Origin of the sequence: Bacillus sp. PAMC28571, from assembly GCF_014250435.1 — a bacterium.
Taxonomy (GTDB): domain Bacteria; phylum Bacillota; class Bacilli; order Bacillales; family Bacillaceae; genus Bacillus; species Bacillus safensis.
In genome coordinates this window covers 3,310,088-3,325,855 of record NZ_CP060191.1, presented here as the reverse complement: position 1 = coordinate 3,325,855, position 15,768 = coordinate 3,310,088, and the positions used below count along the sequence as shown (strand labels likewise).

Annotated in this window: 15 protein-coding genes, 2 pseudogenes and 1 riboswitch; of the genes and pseudogenes, 16 read left to right on the top strand and 1 reads right to left on the bottom strand. The window is 41.7% G+C overall.

Annotated features, from left to right (window positions below):
• Positions 1-70: 70 nt before the first annotated feature.
• From deoC to H7F25_RS16820, 9 genes and pseudogenes are all read left to right on the top strand, one after another.
• On the top strand, positions 71-742 hold the full coding sequence (gene deoC / locus H7F25_RS16860) for a deoxyribose-phosphate aldolase (protein WP_024423938.1): 672 nt from the start codon (positions 71-73) through the stop codon (positions 740-742).
• 166 nt (positions 743-908) lie between these two features.
• Positions 909-2,090, top strand: coding sequence for a NupC/NupG family nucleoside CNT transporter (locus H7F25_RS16855; RefSeq protein WP_017368363.1), 1,182 nt, complete (start codon positions 909-911; stop codon positions 2,088-2,090).
• 25 nt (positions 2,091-2,115) lie between these two features.
• Entirely contained in the window at positions 2,116-3,417 is a 1,302-nt protein-coding gene (locus H7F25_RS16850) for a pyrimidine-nucleoside phosphorylase (RefSeq protein WP_024427551.1), read from the top strand.
• 151 nt (positions 3,418-3,568) lie between these two features.
• Positions 3,569-4,053, top strand: a pseudogene (locus H7F25_RS16845) (MarR family winged helix-turn-helix transcriptional regulator).
• A 13-nt stretch (positions 4,054-4,066) separates the two neighbouring features.
• Entirely contained in the window at positions 4,067-4,705 is a 639-nt protein-coding gene (locus H7F25_RS16840) for a nitroreductase family protein (protein ID WP_185853965.1), read from the top strand.
• Positions 4,706-4,730: 25 nt separating this feature from the next.
• Entirely contained in the window at positions 4,731-5,024 is a 294-nt protein-coding gene (locus tag H7F25_RS16835) for a putative quinol monooxygenase (RefSeq protein WP_024423933.1), read from the top strand.
• Between the two features lie 189 nt (positions 5,025-5,213).
• Entirely contained in the window at positions 5,214-7,595 is a 2,382-nt protein-coding gene (locus H7F25_RS16830) for an immune inhibitor A domain-containing protein (protein ID WP_185853964.1), read from the top strand.
• A 206-nt stretch (positions 7,596-7,801) separates the two neighbouring features.
• Positions 7,802-8,056 carry an ORF6C domain-containing protein gene (locus H7F25_RS16825; RefSeq protein WP_024427548.1) on the top strand — a complete coding sequence of 85 codons (255 nt, stop codon included), beginning with the start codon at positions 7,802-7,804 and terminating at the stop codon, positions 8,054-8,056.
• A 5-nt stretch (positions 8,057-8,061) separates the two neighbouring features.
• Positions 8,062-8,433 carry a DUF1304 domain-containing protein gene (locus tag H7F25_RS16820; protein ID WP_024423930.1) on the top strand — a complete coding sequence of 124 codons (372 nt, stop codon included), beginning with the start codon at positions 8,062-8,064 and terminating at the stop codon, positions 8,431-8,433.
• A gap of 34 nt (positions 8,434-8,467) precedes the next feature.
• Here the strand turns inward: H7F25_RS16820 and H7F25_RS16815 are convergent, their stop codons facing one another.
• Positions 8,468-8,632: a hypothetical protein gene (locus H7F25_RS16815; protein ID WP_003214630.1), complete on the bottom strand. Its 165-nt coding sequence runs from the start codon at positions 8,630-8,632 to the stop codon at positions 8,468-8,470.
• Between the two features lie 255 nt (positions 8,633-8,887).
• Here H7F25_RS16815 and H7F25_RS16810 point away from each other — a divergent pair, with 255 nt between their 5' ends.
• The 7 genes and pseudogenes from H7F25_RS16810 to H7F25_RS19575 all read left to right on the top strand — a co-directional run.
• A complete protein-coding gene (locus H7F25_RS16810; RefSeq protein WP_185853963.1) occupies positions 8,888-9,544 on the top strand; it encodes a type 1 glutamine amidotransferase domain-containing protein in 657 nt (218 codons plus the stop codon).
• A gap of 141 nt (positions 9,545-9,685) precedes the next feature.
• Positions 9,686-10,813, top strand: coding sequence for a hypothetical protein (locus H7F25_RS16805; protein ID WP_133744376.1), 1,128 nt, complete (start codon positions 9,686-9,688; stop codon positions 10,811-10,813).
• Between the two features lie 56 nt (positions 10,814-10,869).
• A riboswitch (TPP riboswitch) is annotated at positions 10,870-10,973 on the top strand.
• An 87-nt stretch (positions 10,974-11,060) separates the two neighbouring features.
• Positions 11,061-11,747, top strand: coding sequence for a thiaminase II (tenA, locus tag H7F25_RS16800; RefSeq protein WP_185853962.1), 687 nt, complete (start codon positions 11,061-11,063; stop codon positions 11,745-11,747).
• On the top strand, positions 11,744-12,343 hold the full coding sequence (locus H7F25_RS16795) for an ECF transporter S component (protein ID WP_185853961.1): 600 nt from the start codon (positions 11,744-11,746) through the stop codon (positions 12,341-12,343). Before tenA ends, H7F25_RS16795 begins: the two co-directional genes overlap by 4 nt.
• Entirely contained in the window at positions 12,318-13,916 is a 1,599-nt protein-coding gene (locus H7F25_RS16790) for an ABC transporter ATP-binding protein (protein WP_185853960.1), read from the top strand. The genes H7F25_RS16795 and H7F25_RS16790 overlap by 26 nt, the downstream gene beginning before the upstream one ends.
• On the top strand, positions 13,906-14,640 hold the full coding sequence (locus H7F25_RS16785) for an energy-coupling factor transporter transmembrane component T family protein (protein WP_185853959.1): 735 nt from the start codon (positions 13,906-13,908) through the stop codon (positions 14,638-14,640). Before H7F25_RS16790 ends, H7F25_RS16785 begins: the two co-directional genes overlap by 11 nt.
• A 638-nt stretch (positions 14,641-15,278) precedes the next feature.
• Positions 15,279-15,629: pseudogene (locus H7F25_RS19575) on the top strand (methyl-accepting chemotaxis protein); the annotation flags it as partial.
• Positions 15,630-15,768 lie beyond the last annotated feature (139 nt).

Below are 15,768 nucleotides of genomic sequence, written 5' to 3'. Positions count from 1 at the left end.
ATAACCATGTTTACAATTGTTCATTCGTCATATATGATGAAAGTATCATAATTAAAAGGAAGTGTGAAGCATGACGATAGCAAAGCTCATTGATCATACAGCACTAAAACCAGATACAACTAGAGCTGCAATTATGCAGTTACTTGAAGAAGCAAAGACTCATCAATTTGCATCTGTTTGCGTAAACCCAACTTGGGTATCTCTAGCGTCGAAAGAACTAGCCGGAACAGGTGTTGATGTATGTACAGTCATCGGTTTCCCGTTAGGCGCAAACACAACAGCAGTGAAAGCATTCGAAACAAAGGATGCCATTGAAAACGGTGCAACAGAAGTGGACATGGTCATCAATGTTGCGGCATTGAAAGACGGCGAATATGATGTGGTTGAACAAGATATTCGTGCAGTTGTAGACGCAGCAAAAGGCAAAGCATTAGTGAAAGTCATTATTGAAACATGTTTACTTACTGATGAAGAAAAAGTCAAAGCTTGTGAGCTTTCAGTGAAAGCGGGCGCAGATTTTGTGAAAACATCGACTGGATTTAGTACGGGCGGTGCAACGGCTGAGGACATTGCATTAATGCGTAAAACAGTAGGACCTGACATCGGTGTGAAAGCATCAGGCGGCGTGAGAACAAAAGAAGACGTTGAGGCAATGACAGCTGCAGGTGCTACCCGTATTGGCGCAAGTGCAGGCGTTTCCATTATCAAAGGGGATCAATCAGCTCCTTCGAAAGACTATTAATTCATACGATCCTATGGTAGGATAACATTCATGACTCATAAATGATGAAAAAGTCATATGCGGAAGGAACTCACTTCTGGGAATTTCTTCCGCGTTTTGTTTGCGAAATAGGGTTTGTTCCATACAAGCGCATTAATGTAAACGAATTCATTCAAGGAGGAAAAACATGAAATACGTGATTGGTATCATCGGTTTGCTAGTGATTCTCGCCATTGCATGGCTGGCTAGTAATGGAAAAAAACGAGTGAAATTCCGTCCAGTAATTGTCATGATTGTACTGCAATTTATTTTAGGTTATATTCTGCTCAATACAGGTGTTGGAAACTTTCTAGTCGGAGGCTTTGCAAAAGGATTCCAAATGCTTCTAGGCTATGCCGGCGAAGGAATCAACTTTGTATTTGGCGGGTTAATGAATGATAATGCGTCCACTTTCTTCATCAATGTTTTACTGCCGATCGTCTTTATCTCGGCGTTAATCGGTATTCTGCAGCATTGGCGTATTCTTCCGCTTATCGTACGCGGAATCGGATATTTGCTTAGTAAAGTGAACGGTATGGGGAAACTAGAATCTTACAATGCAGTAGCGTCTGCGATTTTAGGTCAATCAGAAGTCTTTATTTCTATTAAGAAACAGCTTGGATTATTACCTCAGCAGCGTCTTTATACATTATGTGCATCTGCAATGTCGACGGTATCGATGTCGATTGTTGGTGCGTACATGCAAATGATTAAACCAGAGTACGTGGTTACAGCACTTGTGCTGAACCTATTTGGTGGATTTATTATCGCATCAATCATCAATCCATATGAAGTGTCTAAGGATGAAGACATGCTTGAAGTCGTTGAGGAAGAAAGACAATCCTTCTTCGAAATGCTTGGCGAATACATTATGGATGGTTTCAAAGTAGCAATTGTTGTTGCTGCAATGTTGATTGGATTCGTTGCATTAATTGCGATGATTAATGGTATCTTTACAGCAGTCATCGGTGTTTCTTTCCAAGATGTACTTGGATATGTCTTTGCTCCATTTGCGTTCCTTGTCGGTGTACCTTGGAGCGAAGCAGTACAAGCAGGAAGCATTATGGCAACCAAAATGGTATCGAACGAATTTGTTGCGATGCTTGCTCTATCTGGAGACGGCCTGCATTTCACTGCTCGTACAGAAGCGATTATTTCTGTATTCCTTGTATCATTTGCGAACTTCTCTTCTATCGGTATCATTGCTGGAGCAGTCAAAGGCTTAAACGAAAAGCAAGGGAACGTTGTCGCACGCTTTGGATTAAAGCTGTTATTCGGTGCAACTCTTGTCAGTTTCTTAACAGCAGGCGTTGTCGGTTTGATTTACTAATTTAAAAAAAGGAATGGTGAAAACAATGAGAATGGTAGATATCATTGCGAAAAAACGTGACGGAAAAGAATTAACTTCAGAGGAAATTTCTTTCTTTGTCAAAGGTTATACGGACGGAACAATTCCTGACTACCAAGCAAGTGCCTTGGCTATGGCGATTTTCTTCCAAGATATGACGGATCAAGAACGTGCAGACTTAACACTCGCTATGGCGAACTCAGGAGATACAATTGACCTGTCTGCCATTGACGGTATTAAAGTAGACAAGCACTCAACAGGCGGTGTAGGCGATACAACAACGCTTGTACTCGCTCCTCTTGTTGCGGCACTAGATGTACCTGTTGCGAAAATGTCTGGGCGCGGTCTTGGGCATACAGGCGGTACAGTGGACAAGCTTGAAGCGGTCAAAGGCTTTCACGTAGAAATTACAAAAGACGAATTCATCGAGCTCGTGAACCGTCATAAAGTAGCAGTTATTGGCCAATCAGGTAACCTGACACCAGCTGATAAAAAGCTGTATGCTCTTCGTGATGTGACAGGAACTGTTAACTCAATTCCGCTTATTGCAAGCTCCATTATGAGTAAGAAAATTGCTGCTGGTGCAGATGCGATTGTACTTGATGTGAAAACAGGCGCAGGTGCTTTCATGAAAACACCAGAAGACTCAGAAAAGCTTGCAAAAGCCATGGTACGCATCGGAAACAACGTAGGCAGACAAACAATGGCGGTTATCTCTGACATGTCTCAGCCGCTAGGATTAGCGATTGGAAATTCCCTTGAAGTGAAAGAAGCGATTGACACACTCCGAGGCGAAGGTCCTGAAGACTTAAACGAGCTTGTGCTCACATTAGGAAGTCAAATGGTCGTTCTTGCGAAAAAAGCAGACACACTTGATGAAGCAAGAGAAAAGCTGATTGAAGTGATGAAAAACGGCAAAGCACTTGAGAAATTCAAGGAATTCTTAGAAAACCAAGGTGGAGACAGCTCAATTGTGGATCAGCCTGAAAAATTGCCGCAAGCACCTTACAAAATCGAAGTACCTGCAAAAGAATCCGGTGTCGTAGCTGAAATCGTCGCGGACGAAATCGGTGTTGCAGCGATGATCCTTGGAGCAGGCCGCGCAACAAAAGAGGACGATATCGACCTATCTGTCGGCATCATGCTGAACAAAAAAGTGGGCGATCGTGTTGAAAAAGGAGATTCACTTGTGACTCTCCATGCGAATCGTGAAGATGTTGCAAATGTCATGGAGAAAATTTATGACAACATCCGCATTGCTGATCATGCCGATGCACCAACATTGATTCACACAGTCATTACTGAATAAAGAAAAAGGACAAAAGTGATTCGTCGCTTTTGTCTTTTTTTATGGTCATTTTAGGCTCGTCTTTTTCTATTGAAATAAAAAAATTCACTTTATGAAACAAACCTCTTGCAATCATCAAACAATGGGTGTATATTAATTGACGAGTCAATGATTGATATATCAAGTAATTGATTTCTGAATAGAAAAGAGGGGATGGCATTGACTGCATTTTGCTCTGAAGAGGCAGAGGTATTATATCGTTTGCAGTGCGTGAACCGTATGATGGGCGTGAAGTTCGAAGCATGCACGGGCATCAGCCAATCAAGACTTGAGTTGCTATCGCTGTTATTCCAAGCCGATGAAATCAGCCAATCAGATTTGCAGAAAAAAGTAAATATTGATAGTGCAGCTGTGACGCGTCATTTAAAACAGCTAGAAACAAAAGGAATGGTCACACGCAGAAGAAAACCAGAAGATAATCGAGTCACACTTGTCCGCTTAACAGAAGAAGGCAGAACGAGAATCGAAGCTTCTAAAATAGAAAAAGAACGATTTATCTCAGAAATGCTTGAAAACGTAAGTGAAGAAGAACGAAGGCTTCTCACTAATGTGCTCATCCGTATACAACAAAACATCGAAAAGATTCAAACAACCTAAAGGAGTGTTACACATGGCTATAACATTAAAAACAAACGATTTTATGGAAATTATGAAAGGGCGCCGCTCTATTCGTAACTATGATCCAGCTGTGAAAATCAGCAAAGAAGAAATGACAGAGATTTTAGAAGAAGCAACAACTGCACCATCATCAGTAAATGCACAGCCTTGGCGCTTCATGGTTATTGACAGCCCAGAAGGAAAAGAAAAGCTTGCACCACTTGCAAAATTCAACCAAACTCAAGTGTCAACATCAGCAGCTGTCATTGCAGTATTTGCAGATATGAAAAGCAATGAATACTTAGAAGAAATTTATTCAAAAGCAGTAGAGCATGGCTACATGCCGCAAGAAGTGAAAGAAAGACAAATTGCTGCATTAACTGCACACTTTGAGGTTCTTCCAGAGCAAGTGAACCGCGAAACCATCTTAATTGACGGTGGGATTGTGTCTATGCAGCTTATGCTTGCTGCACGTGCACACGGTTATGATACAAATCCAATTGGCGGATATGATAAAGAAGTCATCGCTGAAACATTTGGATGGGATAAAGAACGTTATGTACCAGTCATGCTGCTATCAATTGGGAAAGCAGCCGACGAAGGCTATGCATCTTACCGCTTACCAGTTGATCGTATTGCTGAGTGGAAATAATATCTTTTCAAAAGGAGACGATCAAATGATTATTATTCATGCAGGGATGACCATTCATCCAGAAAAAGAAAACGTATTTTTAGAAGAAATCAATGAGTTAATGAAAGCTTCACAGGCTGAAGAAGGCAATGTTTCCTACAAGCTGTTCAAGGATACAGAAAAGGAAAATACCTTTTTAATGGTAGAAGTGTGGAAAGATGACGCTGCGGTTCAGAGCCATAATGCAAGTGCTCATTTCCAGGCTTTCGTAGCGAAGGCAAAAGAATTCTTAGCCGCTCCACTTGACGTGGTTGCCTTTCAAGGCCAGCAGCTTTCATAGAAAAACAACAAACACCCTAGGCGGTTATCGCCTAGGGTTCTTTTATTTTCGACATATGGTTCCACCCATTTCATTCACGTATTGTGCATTTTCCACAAAATTTCTGAAAATAAAATGTTTTTCGACTTAACTATATTGGAATATGCTAGAATTAGATATTATTTATTACCAAAATAGGGAGGAACCAATATGAAAAAAGGGAAATGGACGAAAATTGCACTAACCGCTGTCCTAAGTTTAGGCACATTGACAGCTTTCAGCACCCCTCTATCTGCCCACACCACAGAAAAATCAACATCCTCTGATGGCGGTCATTATTCAGGTATTCCATTTGACTCAAGTGTCGTGAATGAAGACCGTCTTGTCAAAGCCTTGAAAAAACAAGGAAAGATCAAAAAGAATGCCAATGAGGCAGAAACCCAAAAAGCATTAAAGAACTATCTAAAGAAAAAAGAAGAATCAGCAATGAAACAAAGTGCCAGCACCTTAACAGAAGAGCCTGAATTCCTGAAAGAATACAAACAAGAGGTACATAACAAACTTGCCAAAAAGAAAAAATTAAAGAAGCATAAAGGAAAAGAAAGCAATCAAGTAAAACCGGTCAAAAAGGAAAAGTATAAAGGTGACGTCCGCAATGATAAAGTATTGGTTTTATTAGTAGATTTTAAAGATTATAAGCATAATAGTATTAAAAAAGAAGAGACTGATATGTACTATGACAAGTACGATCAACAGCACTATCAAGATATGCTTTTCGGAAAAAATGGCTACATCGGTCCTGATGGGAAACGGAAAGTATCCATGAAGCAATACTATGAAAAGCAGTCCGGCGGGAGTTACACAGTTAGTGGAACAGTTGCAGGATGGTATACAGCGAAGCATGAAGCAGCTTATTACGGCGGGAACGTACCTGACGATTCAGGCAGTGACGGCAGACCGCGCGAATTGGTGAAAGAAGCACTCGAAGCAGCAGCAAAAGATCCGAATATTGATCTAAGCGAGTATGATCAATGGGACCGCTATGATATTGATGGCGACGGTGTTTATAACGAGCCAGACGGTATCATTGACCATCTAATGGTCGTTCACGCCGGCGTAGGTGAAGAAGCAGGCGGCGGACAACTTGGTGCTGATGCGATTTGGTCACACCGCTGGTCACTTGGTGATGTATTTGAAATTCCGAATACTGAATCTGAAGTTGGTCAAGGCGGGAAATTAGGCGCGTTGGATTACACCATCGAGCCTGAAGATGGCGCAGCCGGTGTGTTCACACATGAATTCGGACATGATCTTGGTCTTCCTGACGAGTACGATACACAGTACACAGGCAGAGGAGAGCCCGTTTCTTACTGGTCGATCATGTCAAGCGGAAGCTGGGCAGGTAAAGTTCCTGGTACGGAACCAACAGGCTTTAGCCCATATGCGAAAGAAATGCTTCAAAATCTGCATGGAGGCAACTGGCTTTCTGGACAAACCATCGATGGTAAAACATTAAAGAAAAGCAAAACAGTATTAATTGATGAAGCAGCAACAAAAGGAACGAACCATGATGCCGTTCGAGTCGATTTACCAGATAAAGAGATTGTCGTCACGACACCTGCTCAAGGGAAATATTCGTACTTCAGCGGAACGGGTGACAATTTGAATGCAACCATGACAACAACAGGTATTGATTTGTCAAAAGGAAGCAAAGCAGAGCTGACATTTAAAGCATGGTACGATATTGAAGAAGATTATGATTATGCGTATGTCGAAGTGCGTGAAACAGGGACTGATCAATGGAAGACCATCGCAGGTAACATCACGAATGATCGAAATGAAGCAGGTGCAAACGAAGGCAATGGCATCGACGGAAAATCAGACGGCTGGGTAGATGCAGCCTTTGACCTGTCTGCTTATGCAGGGAAGAAAATCGACCTGCAATTCCGTTACACAACTGATGCAGGCTATGCACTTCCAGGCTTATTCGTAGATGACCTGAACATCACGGCAGATGGAACGAAAGTATGGTCAGATGATGCCGAGGGCACGTCTACTTTTACCTTTAATGGATTCTCAAAATCTAATGGAAAACAATATGCAGCACAATACTATTTACTAGAGTGGCGCTCTTATGCTGATGTCGATAAAGGCTTAAAGCATATTAAACGCGGGGCAAGTCTGATGAGCTATAATAACGGGTTGGTCGTTTGGTATGTCGATCAATCATACAGTGATAACTGGGTAGGAAAACATCCGGGGAACGGCTTCCTTGGCGTAGTAGATGCAGATCAGCAAGTATTAAAATGGAGTGACGGTTCCATTGCCGCAACAGGGTTCCAAGTACATGATGCAGCATTCTCTTTGAATCCAAGTACGAAGCTGAATATAGATTATACAGCAACAACGGGCTTAACTTTGCAAGATCGCTACATTCGCCCGGCTCGTACATTTAGTGATAAAAAGAACTATGTGAATCCAAACAACCCAGATGCAGGACGCGATGTACCGACATATGGGTTATCCTTTAAAGTCGTTGGACAAAGTAAGGATCGTTCTGTTGGAAAGGTGTTAATTTCGAAAAGTAACTAAATAGAAAGCCGGATTCTACCATTGAATCCGGCTTTTTGATATGTGAGAAAAGGATTATGAGGGCACGATTGGTTTTTAAATCGAATGTCTGTTCTTTTTTATTTTGATATCCGAATGAAACCATTATATAATAGACACTGGAAGGTTTTTCTTTCAACCATGATTCTTTTTAGCTGTTAAAACAAAGGAAAGGATGAGCGTTACCAATGAGTTGTGTCACTGCCAAGCAATTAAAGGTGATTCGAGGGACGATGCAGACTTTTTGCAGCCATTTGGAGTATGCTGGCCACGGTAAGCTTCATATCAATACCATCATGGCTTTTATTAAAAAGGAATTCGGCGTGAGAAAAATGAAAGACATTCCACAAAGTCGCTTTACAGAAGCGCTAGAATTGATACAAGACTTTGATTTATACACGGACAAAATAGAGATTCGTGAACGTCTATCAGAAAGGAATTAACTAAATTGAATATTTTAGCAATGATTTTAGTAGGAATTGTCGCATTAGAACACATTGTCATCATGTTATTAGAAATGTTTTTTATGGAATCAAAGATGGCGAAGCGGTCTTTTAAACTGCCAGAACACTTGCAAAAAGATCCAAATGTCAAAGTAATGTTTGCCAATCAGGGGCTTTATAACGGGTTTTTAGCTGCAGGACTCATTTGGGGGCTCATTCTTGGATCGAATACCGTTGGATATATGATTCAGCTGTTTTTCATTCTTTGTGTGCTCATCGCCGCAGTATTTGGCGGTGTAACATCCAATAAATCAATTATCATCAAACAAGGAGTACCAGCACTGCTTGCACTCATTGCACTGATGCTGGCGATCTAATCTTAAATAAAGCCGCCCCTAGTGAGGGCGGCTTTTATCTTTTTCGAAGACCCATCAAACGAATAATGGATGTTAGACAAAGGGCTACGGCAACGGCCAAAATGATTTTTCCGTACATGACCCCCGTTAGGTTCATCAAAAAGACGGCCAATATAATACAGAGCGTGATGATGATCATCACAATCGAATAGGTTTTCATCTCTTTTCCACTCCTTTAAAAATTCCCTCATGTGACGAGAGAACTGTCAATCTTTCCTCATATTATATCACTCAATGACAATTTTACATGAAATTCCCTACCAATAGAATGTGACATATTGATTAGATTTGGAGTCATACCATATTTTTTAGAAAATCGGGTATAACATAATGAGCTGGCCTAAAATCATATTGCTTGATATTTAATTGTGCAAAATATAAAATAGCCACAGGATAAATCGAAAGGATGATCAAGATGAGTAAGAAAGTGTTATTAGTATCAACAAGCAGCCCGGAAATGAATGGACATCCAACAGGCTTATGGCTAGAAGAGTTAGCAGAGCCATTTCATATTTTTAAAGAAAATGAACTAGAAGTACAAATTGTCTCTATTCAAGGTGGCACTGTACCAATTGACAAAAATTCAATTCCTGAAGGTGTCCCAGCGCAATATCAAGATGTATATGAATTACTTCAAGACACAAAGGCGCTTACAGATGTGAATCCCGCAGATTATGACGGAATTTTCTTTGCTGGAGGGCACGGCCCTATGATCGACTTTGCGTCTAATCAACTGGTAGCGGATGCGATCTTAGCAGTTTCAGATAAAAATGGTGCGATCGGAGCCGTTTGTCATGGTGTTTCAGCATTCGTTGATGTGAAGGACCAAAATGGCAAATCATTTATCAAAGGCAAAAAAATCACAGGCTTCACAAACGAAGAAGAGGAAGCCGTGCAGCTGACATCAAAAGTTCCATTTTTATTGGAAACAAAACTTCGTGAGCAGGGGGCAGCGTTTGAAAAAGGAGATGCCTTTGCGCCATTTGCTGTCGTTGACGGACAAATCATCACTGGACAAAACCCGGGATCAAGTGCAGAAACAGCACGCTTGTTTGTCAAAACCATTGCATAAAACGATCAAAAACCAGTCGTAACTCATGCGGCTGGTTTTTTTGTTATAAAAATGTCCCAAAAAAGACCAAAACAATAATTAGAATAATGGTAAAATAATCACAGGGTAAAAAACCCAAATGAGGAAAGAGGGGATGTTCCTGTGAGAGCATTTTATGTCAAAATCACCGCAGCTTTACTGTCTGTTTTACTCGTCGCAACAGGTTTGTTTTCACCAGCATTAAAAGCAGAAGAAGCACCGAAATCAGAAGGGAAAATATCACCACTGACGGAAAAAGCGATTCAGCAAGTGCAAGAATCGTTTTTGAAGCAGGATGAAGGAATCGCTATTCAACAAAAGCAAGTGAAAAAATCATTTAAAGTGAATAAGAAGAAAGGAATCAGTATCAAACGAAAAGCTGCTAAAGAAGGCAAAATGCGCACGTCTGCCGTTCGCTCCATTGATGGACTAGCTATTAATCAATCGGCTGTCTTAACAGAGGACGACCCAGTTGATTTATGGTTTTTAAGCACATCTTCACCTCAGGCACTCATCAGCCGGATTACCTCTTCAAACCCTGATTATTTTGTTCAATTATTTGTTGTTGATTATGAAACAGGACAAGCCTACCCGACAGATTTAATTCAACCGGCAGGCAGCCTGCTTGGATTGACCAATTTACCAGCAGGTGATTATGCATTCGGTATTACAAGCGGCGGAGAATTTGGAGACTCCTACACGATACAAGTGAATGCAAAAAACCCGCCCAATTTCACGGGGGCTGTATCCCTTTCGTCCACCTTGCAATATTTTGTAGCTGAGTATGCAAACGGTGATGTTTTCGCAAATGGTACAAAAGTATACAATAAGCAAACAAAGACCGCCGATTATAAATGGGAGCGTGTGTTTTACTTCTCATATGATGGAAAATATGAACAAAGAACTCATTCTGTTGACAGTGTGAAAGTGAAAAGTATTTCGGCACCAGTGTCGTACTCCGCTCCATATGCAAGTTCCTCTGAGGCCATTCTCGTCTACTTAGATGTGGAGACTTTATTTATGTATCATGAATCATCGTTTGCTAGCGGGCAGTACTACCATAGTAGCTTTGTTGATACACTCGGGAAGACAACACCAAGACGCTTAGATATTGATGATATGACAAATTACGGTGATCATATTTTAGCTGTAGATTTAAAAACAGGAAAGCCGATTGATTTCTTCAGTGTGCTGAATTTCTACTATGCTGCAGGGATCGAGAAGCTGCCAACAATCAGAACGTTGAATTAAGAAAGGCGGTTGACATCAAATCGCCACATGTGTAGAGTAAAGATAATTAAATGACAAAAGTCCACTAGGGGAGTCATGTATGACTGAGACAAGAGAAAATCTTGGACCCTTTGAACCTGATCTAGTTCGTACTAGCGGAGGGAAGTGGAGCTGGACCTTGTCTTATTCATGATTGAATCGATAAGAAGGCCGCTCCATTTGGGGTGGCTTTTTCATTTATTCAACTGAAGAAGAGGAGGCTTTTTTTATGACATTTTCTACGCAATTAAGGAAAGAAGCAGAACCGTTATTTGAAGCCATTTATCAGCATCCGTTCGTCAGAGGCTTGGCAGCAGGAAAGCTGAAAAAGGAACAAATCATTCATTACGTCAAACAAGATGCAGAATACTTACAAGCATTCATTAAAATTTATGCAGCAGCGTTCAGCAGATGTACAGACAGAGAGGATATTACGTTTTTTCATCAGCAGATTGCGTTTGTACTAGATAGTGAGACGCACCCTCATCAAAACCTTTGCCGAGTGGCAGGAGTCGCATATGATGAGCTCCAAGGTGCTTCTTTGGCTCCGAGTGCTCACCACTATATTCATCACATGCTGCAAGTTGCGCAAGAAGGCACGCTTGGTGAAATCATCTCTGTCCTGCTTCCATGTCCTTGGACATATTGGGAAATAGGGAAACGAATGCTTACAGATGTGCAGCCAGACCCGTCACATCCGTTTTATGAGTGGATCACGTTTTATGGAGGATTAACTGATTCTGTTACAGGTGAGCTTTGCAGGCGGCTCGATCAGTTGGCGGAAGCAGCAAGTGAGAAGGAAAAGGAAAAAATGAAACAGCACTTTATCTTAAGCTGCCAGCTCGAGTACAAGTTTTGGGAAATGGCCTTTACTGTTGAAGAGTGGCCAGTTCAACTGGAGGTGCATTCATCATGACATGGAAGATGAAAGAAGTCGTCCTTGCGGTGATTTTATCCGTTGCGTGTGGTGTGATCTATTTAGGATGGTCCACGCTATACTTACCGATTACAGCACTTGTTGGCCCAGCAGGAGGCAACATCATGTTTGGAATATGGGTCATTGCCAGTCCAATCGTTGCTTATATCATTCAAAAGCCGGGGGCTGCCCTGATTGCAGAAACAGCCGCCGCTGCTGTGGAATTATTGACAGGAAGCCACTTCGGACTTTCAGCTCTGTTAATTGGTGTATGCCAAGGACTTGGAGCAGAAATCGCCTTCGCTCTTTTTGGTTATAAACGATATCGCATGTGGACACTGATGCTCTCTGGTGCCTTTGCCGCTATCGGAGCGATGGCGTACAGTCTCGTGGCAAATGGCTTTGGTTATTACACGCCTCAAGTTTTACTTATGACCCTTGTGACTCAAATTATCAGTGGAATGATACTTGGCGGCTGCCTTGCGAAAGTGGTGGTAGACGCACTATCCAAAACAGGTGTACTGAATCAATATGCCATCATGAAAGAAGAACGAAACAAAGGTGAACAGCATGAATTCATTTCTCGCGTGCAATGAACTCTCTGTCCGATTTTATGAACAGCCTAAGCCCGTTTTGCATCAAATCTCCCTTACGATTCAAAAAGGGGAAAAGGTGCTTATTTTAGGACCGAGCGGAAGCGGGAAATCCACGCTCATTTCGGTTCTGGCTGGAATCATTCCAGAGCATGTGGAAGCAGACATGCAGGGCGAAGTGGTGCTGCAAAGACATACAGGCGTGATGTTTCAAGATCCAGACTCTCAGTTTTGTATGCACCGCGTCAATGAAGAAATTGCCTTTAGCTTAGAGAACCGTTCCGTCCCTCGTGAAGAGATGGATGACACCATTCAGCAGCTCATGCAAAAAGTCCAACTGAATGTCGATCCGCATACAGAGATTCACACGTTATCTGGCGGCATGAAGCAGCGATTGGCACTTGCTTGTTTACTCGCATTACAGCCGGATGTTCTATTCTTTGATGAACCAACCGCACAGCTTGATCCGGCAGGTAGAATGGACATATTTCAACTGCTGCAGCAGCTTGCAGCCGGTCAGCAGCAGACCATGATTTTTGTAGAGCATGTGCTTGACGGTGTCATCGAATGGATGGACCGGGTGATTTTATTAGATGATCAAGGCAGCATTTTAGCAGATGGAGCTCCAAAAGATGTGCTCACGGCATATGAGGAAGAAATGAAAGAGGCTGGTATTTGGCGGCCCAAATTATTTCCCGAGAAATGGTCCACGATCATTCAAGATCCATTTCATCCACTGAGTCAAACCTTTATGCAAACTTTTAAAACACGAAAAGAGCAGCGAAAAAAAGTGCCATCAATCGAACGAAAGACAATGATTCGTACAGAAAATCTTCAATTAAGCTACGGGAAAAAAAGGATTATGAGTGATCTCCAGCTTGATATCAAATCAGGGGATTGGGTGGCGATCATCGGGGAAAATGGAAGTGGAAAAAGTACACTTCTCAAACATTTGGCTCGTTTAGAGCCAACGAAAAAAGGCCACATTTTCTTAAAAGATACACTCCTAAAAAAGTGGTCAGACCGAGAACTATATGAAAAAGCAGGCTTTGTGTTTCAAAATCCAGAGCTTCAATTTATACAAGACACAGTATTCGATGAAATTGCCTTTGGCGGCAGACAGCGAAACTGGCCAGAATCAGTCGTACAAGAAAAAACGGTTCAGCTGCTGAAAGAGTTCGGTTTAGAGAATCATGCAAAAGCACATCCCTTCACCTTAAGCTTAGGGCAAAAAAGAAGATTAAGTGTTGCCACGATGCTCCTTTTTGATCAAGATGTATTGCTGTTAGATGAGCCGACTTTCGGGCAGGATGAAAAAACGGCGAAGGAATTGATGAGGCGTTTAAAAGAGCGTCAGCGCCAAGGTACGACCATTGTGATGGTCACACATGATATGGAGCTTGTCGATGAGTGTGCCGATCAAGTGCTTCTGTTTCATCAAGGGAAGCATGTGTATGAAGGCACCCCTTATGATTTATTTTCAAATCAAGAACTTGTCGATGCTTATCAACTGAGAGCTCCTTTACATTACCGCTATGTGGCAGAAAGAAAGGACGTGCTGACGATTGCAAAGTAATCACTCCTTTCTTTCTACTGTGAATCCAGTCATGAAATTACTCGCTCATCTGCTTGCGATGGGCTGTCTCATGGCGATTTCTGACCCTAAAACTACCTTTATCATTTGGCTGTTTGCTCTTGGCATTGGAGTTGTTTTAGGTGGATGGAATATGAAGTATCTCGTTACAAGGCTTGTCCCTTATTTGCTCTTTTTTATTCTCGTCTTTTGGATGATGGCGGCCTTCGGCAAGGGGGATCATACCGTTTGGAAGTGGGCGTGGTTTCATATCACAGAGGAGAGTTTAAGAAATGGGCTCACCATCGCTTTTAGAATGCTGGGATTTGTGACATTTGGTCTCCTTTTTACGTCCACAACAGATTTGACGGCATTTATGATGAGTCTGATTCATCAATGCCGAATGTCCCCAAAATGGGCGTATGGCATGCTTGCCGGCTTCCGGTTTATTCCGTTATTTCAAAGTGAATTAAAACAAATGAAAGCTGCACACAAAATCAGAGGCTACAAGCAAAAAAACAGCTGGAAAGCCTTTATGCGTTATGCATTGCCCCTTTTTACACAAGGTGTACGAAAATCAGAACGCTTAGCGATTGCAATGGAAGCCAGGGGCTTCACAGGGACGAGAGAGCGAACATATTATCATATCATCAGCACCTCATGGATTGACTATATGTATCTTTTTCTCATCGGTATCAGTGTCTTCATGTGCATTTACTTTGTTTAAAAAACACCCACATTCTCTTGATAGAATGTGGGCTTTTTATATGTCTTAGGTCATTTGATTGATATTAGTACACATTACAGGCTGTAATAGATCATATAACGAACCGATAAAGAAGGTGTACTAGAAAAAGAGAGGATGAACGTAAGCGAATGTCACAGAGAATCGATAACATAATAGACGCTTTACCAATCATTGGACTCGCTATGAGAGAGCAGCTAACCTTTTCTGTTTTAGGGAAAGAGAAGGTTCTTTACTATCAGCAGCATGGGAATATTGATTTAGGATTTAAAGCTGGTGATGCACTAGATGCTGGATTCCAAAACTTTGCGATGTTGAAAAATGGGAGAGAACCATCGTTTATCCAAATTCCGAAAGAAGTATACGGGATTCCAATGGATATCGTAGCCGTTCCAATTAATGATGAATCAGGTCAAGTGGTTGCTGCCTTCTGTGTGGCATATGACCAAACGAATCAACAACGATTAGATCACATCATGACGGAAAGCAACGAAGCTTCCGAAAAACTAGTCGCAATGGTACAGCAGGTTGCCGCACATTCAGAGGAACTACAAGCGACAAGTGAACAAATTCTACAAAATACGAAAACCACTGTCGAAAATTCCTCTAAAATCAATCAAGTGTCCAATCTCATCAAAGGTATCTCTGATCAAACGAACTTACTTGGACTCAATGCATCAATAGAAGCTGCAAGAGTAGGGGAAGCAGGAGCAGGCTTTGGAGTGGTCGCAACAGAAGTGAGAAAGCTGTCAACTCATGCGAAACAGGCGACGACTGATATTGAAACAGCCCTAAAAGATGTGCAGGGGTCGATCAAAGGAATGGAAGAAGAAATTGCGCAAATTGTCGCTTCCTCTGAGCATCAAGCAGAACTAGTAGGCACTTTTACGAAAATTATTGAAGGTCTTCACGAAACAAACGAAACGATGAAAGCATTAGCAAACGACTTAGTAAACTATCAAGTGAAATAAAAGAACGACAAAACCTCCAGCTGAATCGGAGGTTTTTTTTATCATTTCAAGGTGAGAAACTTGTTAGGATTATGACCGTTTTATCGCTGACAGGCAGGATACACTTCTGTATGATAGAAAAAGAGAGACTAGTTTTGTC

Coding starts and splice junctions, on each gene's coding strand:
- H7F25_RS16825 (WP_024427548.1), top strand. CDS start 7,802: ATGAGTTGTGTCACTGCCAAGCAATTAAAGGTGATTCGAGGGACGATG.
- H7F25_RS16855 (WP_017368363.1), top strand. CDS start 909: ATGAAATACGTGATTGGTATCATCGGTTTGCTAGTGATTCTCGCCATT.
- H7F25_RS16850 (WP_024427551.1), top strand. CDS start 2,116: ATGAGAATGGTAGATATCATTGCGAAAAAACGTGACGGAAAAGAATTA.
- deoC (WP_024423938.1), top strand. CDS start 71: ATGACGATAGCAAAGCTCATTGATCATACAGCACTAAAACCAGATACA.
- H7F25_RS16840 (WP_185853965.1), top strand. CDS start 4,067: ATGGCTATAACATTAAAAACAAACGATTTTATGGAAATTATGAAAGGG.
- tenA (WP_185853962.1), top strand. CDS start 11,061: ATGACATTTTCTACGCAATTAAGGAAAGAAGCAGAACCGTTATTTGAA.
- H7F25_RS16795 (WP_185853961.1), top strand. CDS start 11,744: ATGACATGGAAGATGAAAGAAGTCGTCCTTGCGGTGATTTTATCCGTT.
- H7F25_RS16815 (WP_003214630.1), bottom strand. CDS start 8,632: ATGAAAACCTATTCGATTGTGATGATCATCATCACGCTCTGTATTATA.
- H7F25_RS16810 (WP_185853963.1), top strand. CDS start 8,888: ATGAGTAAGAAAGTGTTATTAGTATCAACAAGCAGCCCGGAAATGAAT.
- H7F25_RS16790 (WP_185853960.1), top strand. CDS start 12,318: ATGAATTCATTTCTCGCGTGCAATGAACTCTCTGTCCGATTTTATGAA.
- H7F25_RS16830 (WP_185853964.1), top strand. CDS start 5,214: ATGAAAAAAGGGAAATGGACGAAAATTGCACTAACCGCTGTCCTAAGT.
- H7F25_RS16835 (WP_024423933.1), top strand. CDS start 4,731: ATGATTATTATTCATGCAGGGATGACCATTCATCCAGAAAAAGAAAAC.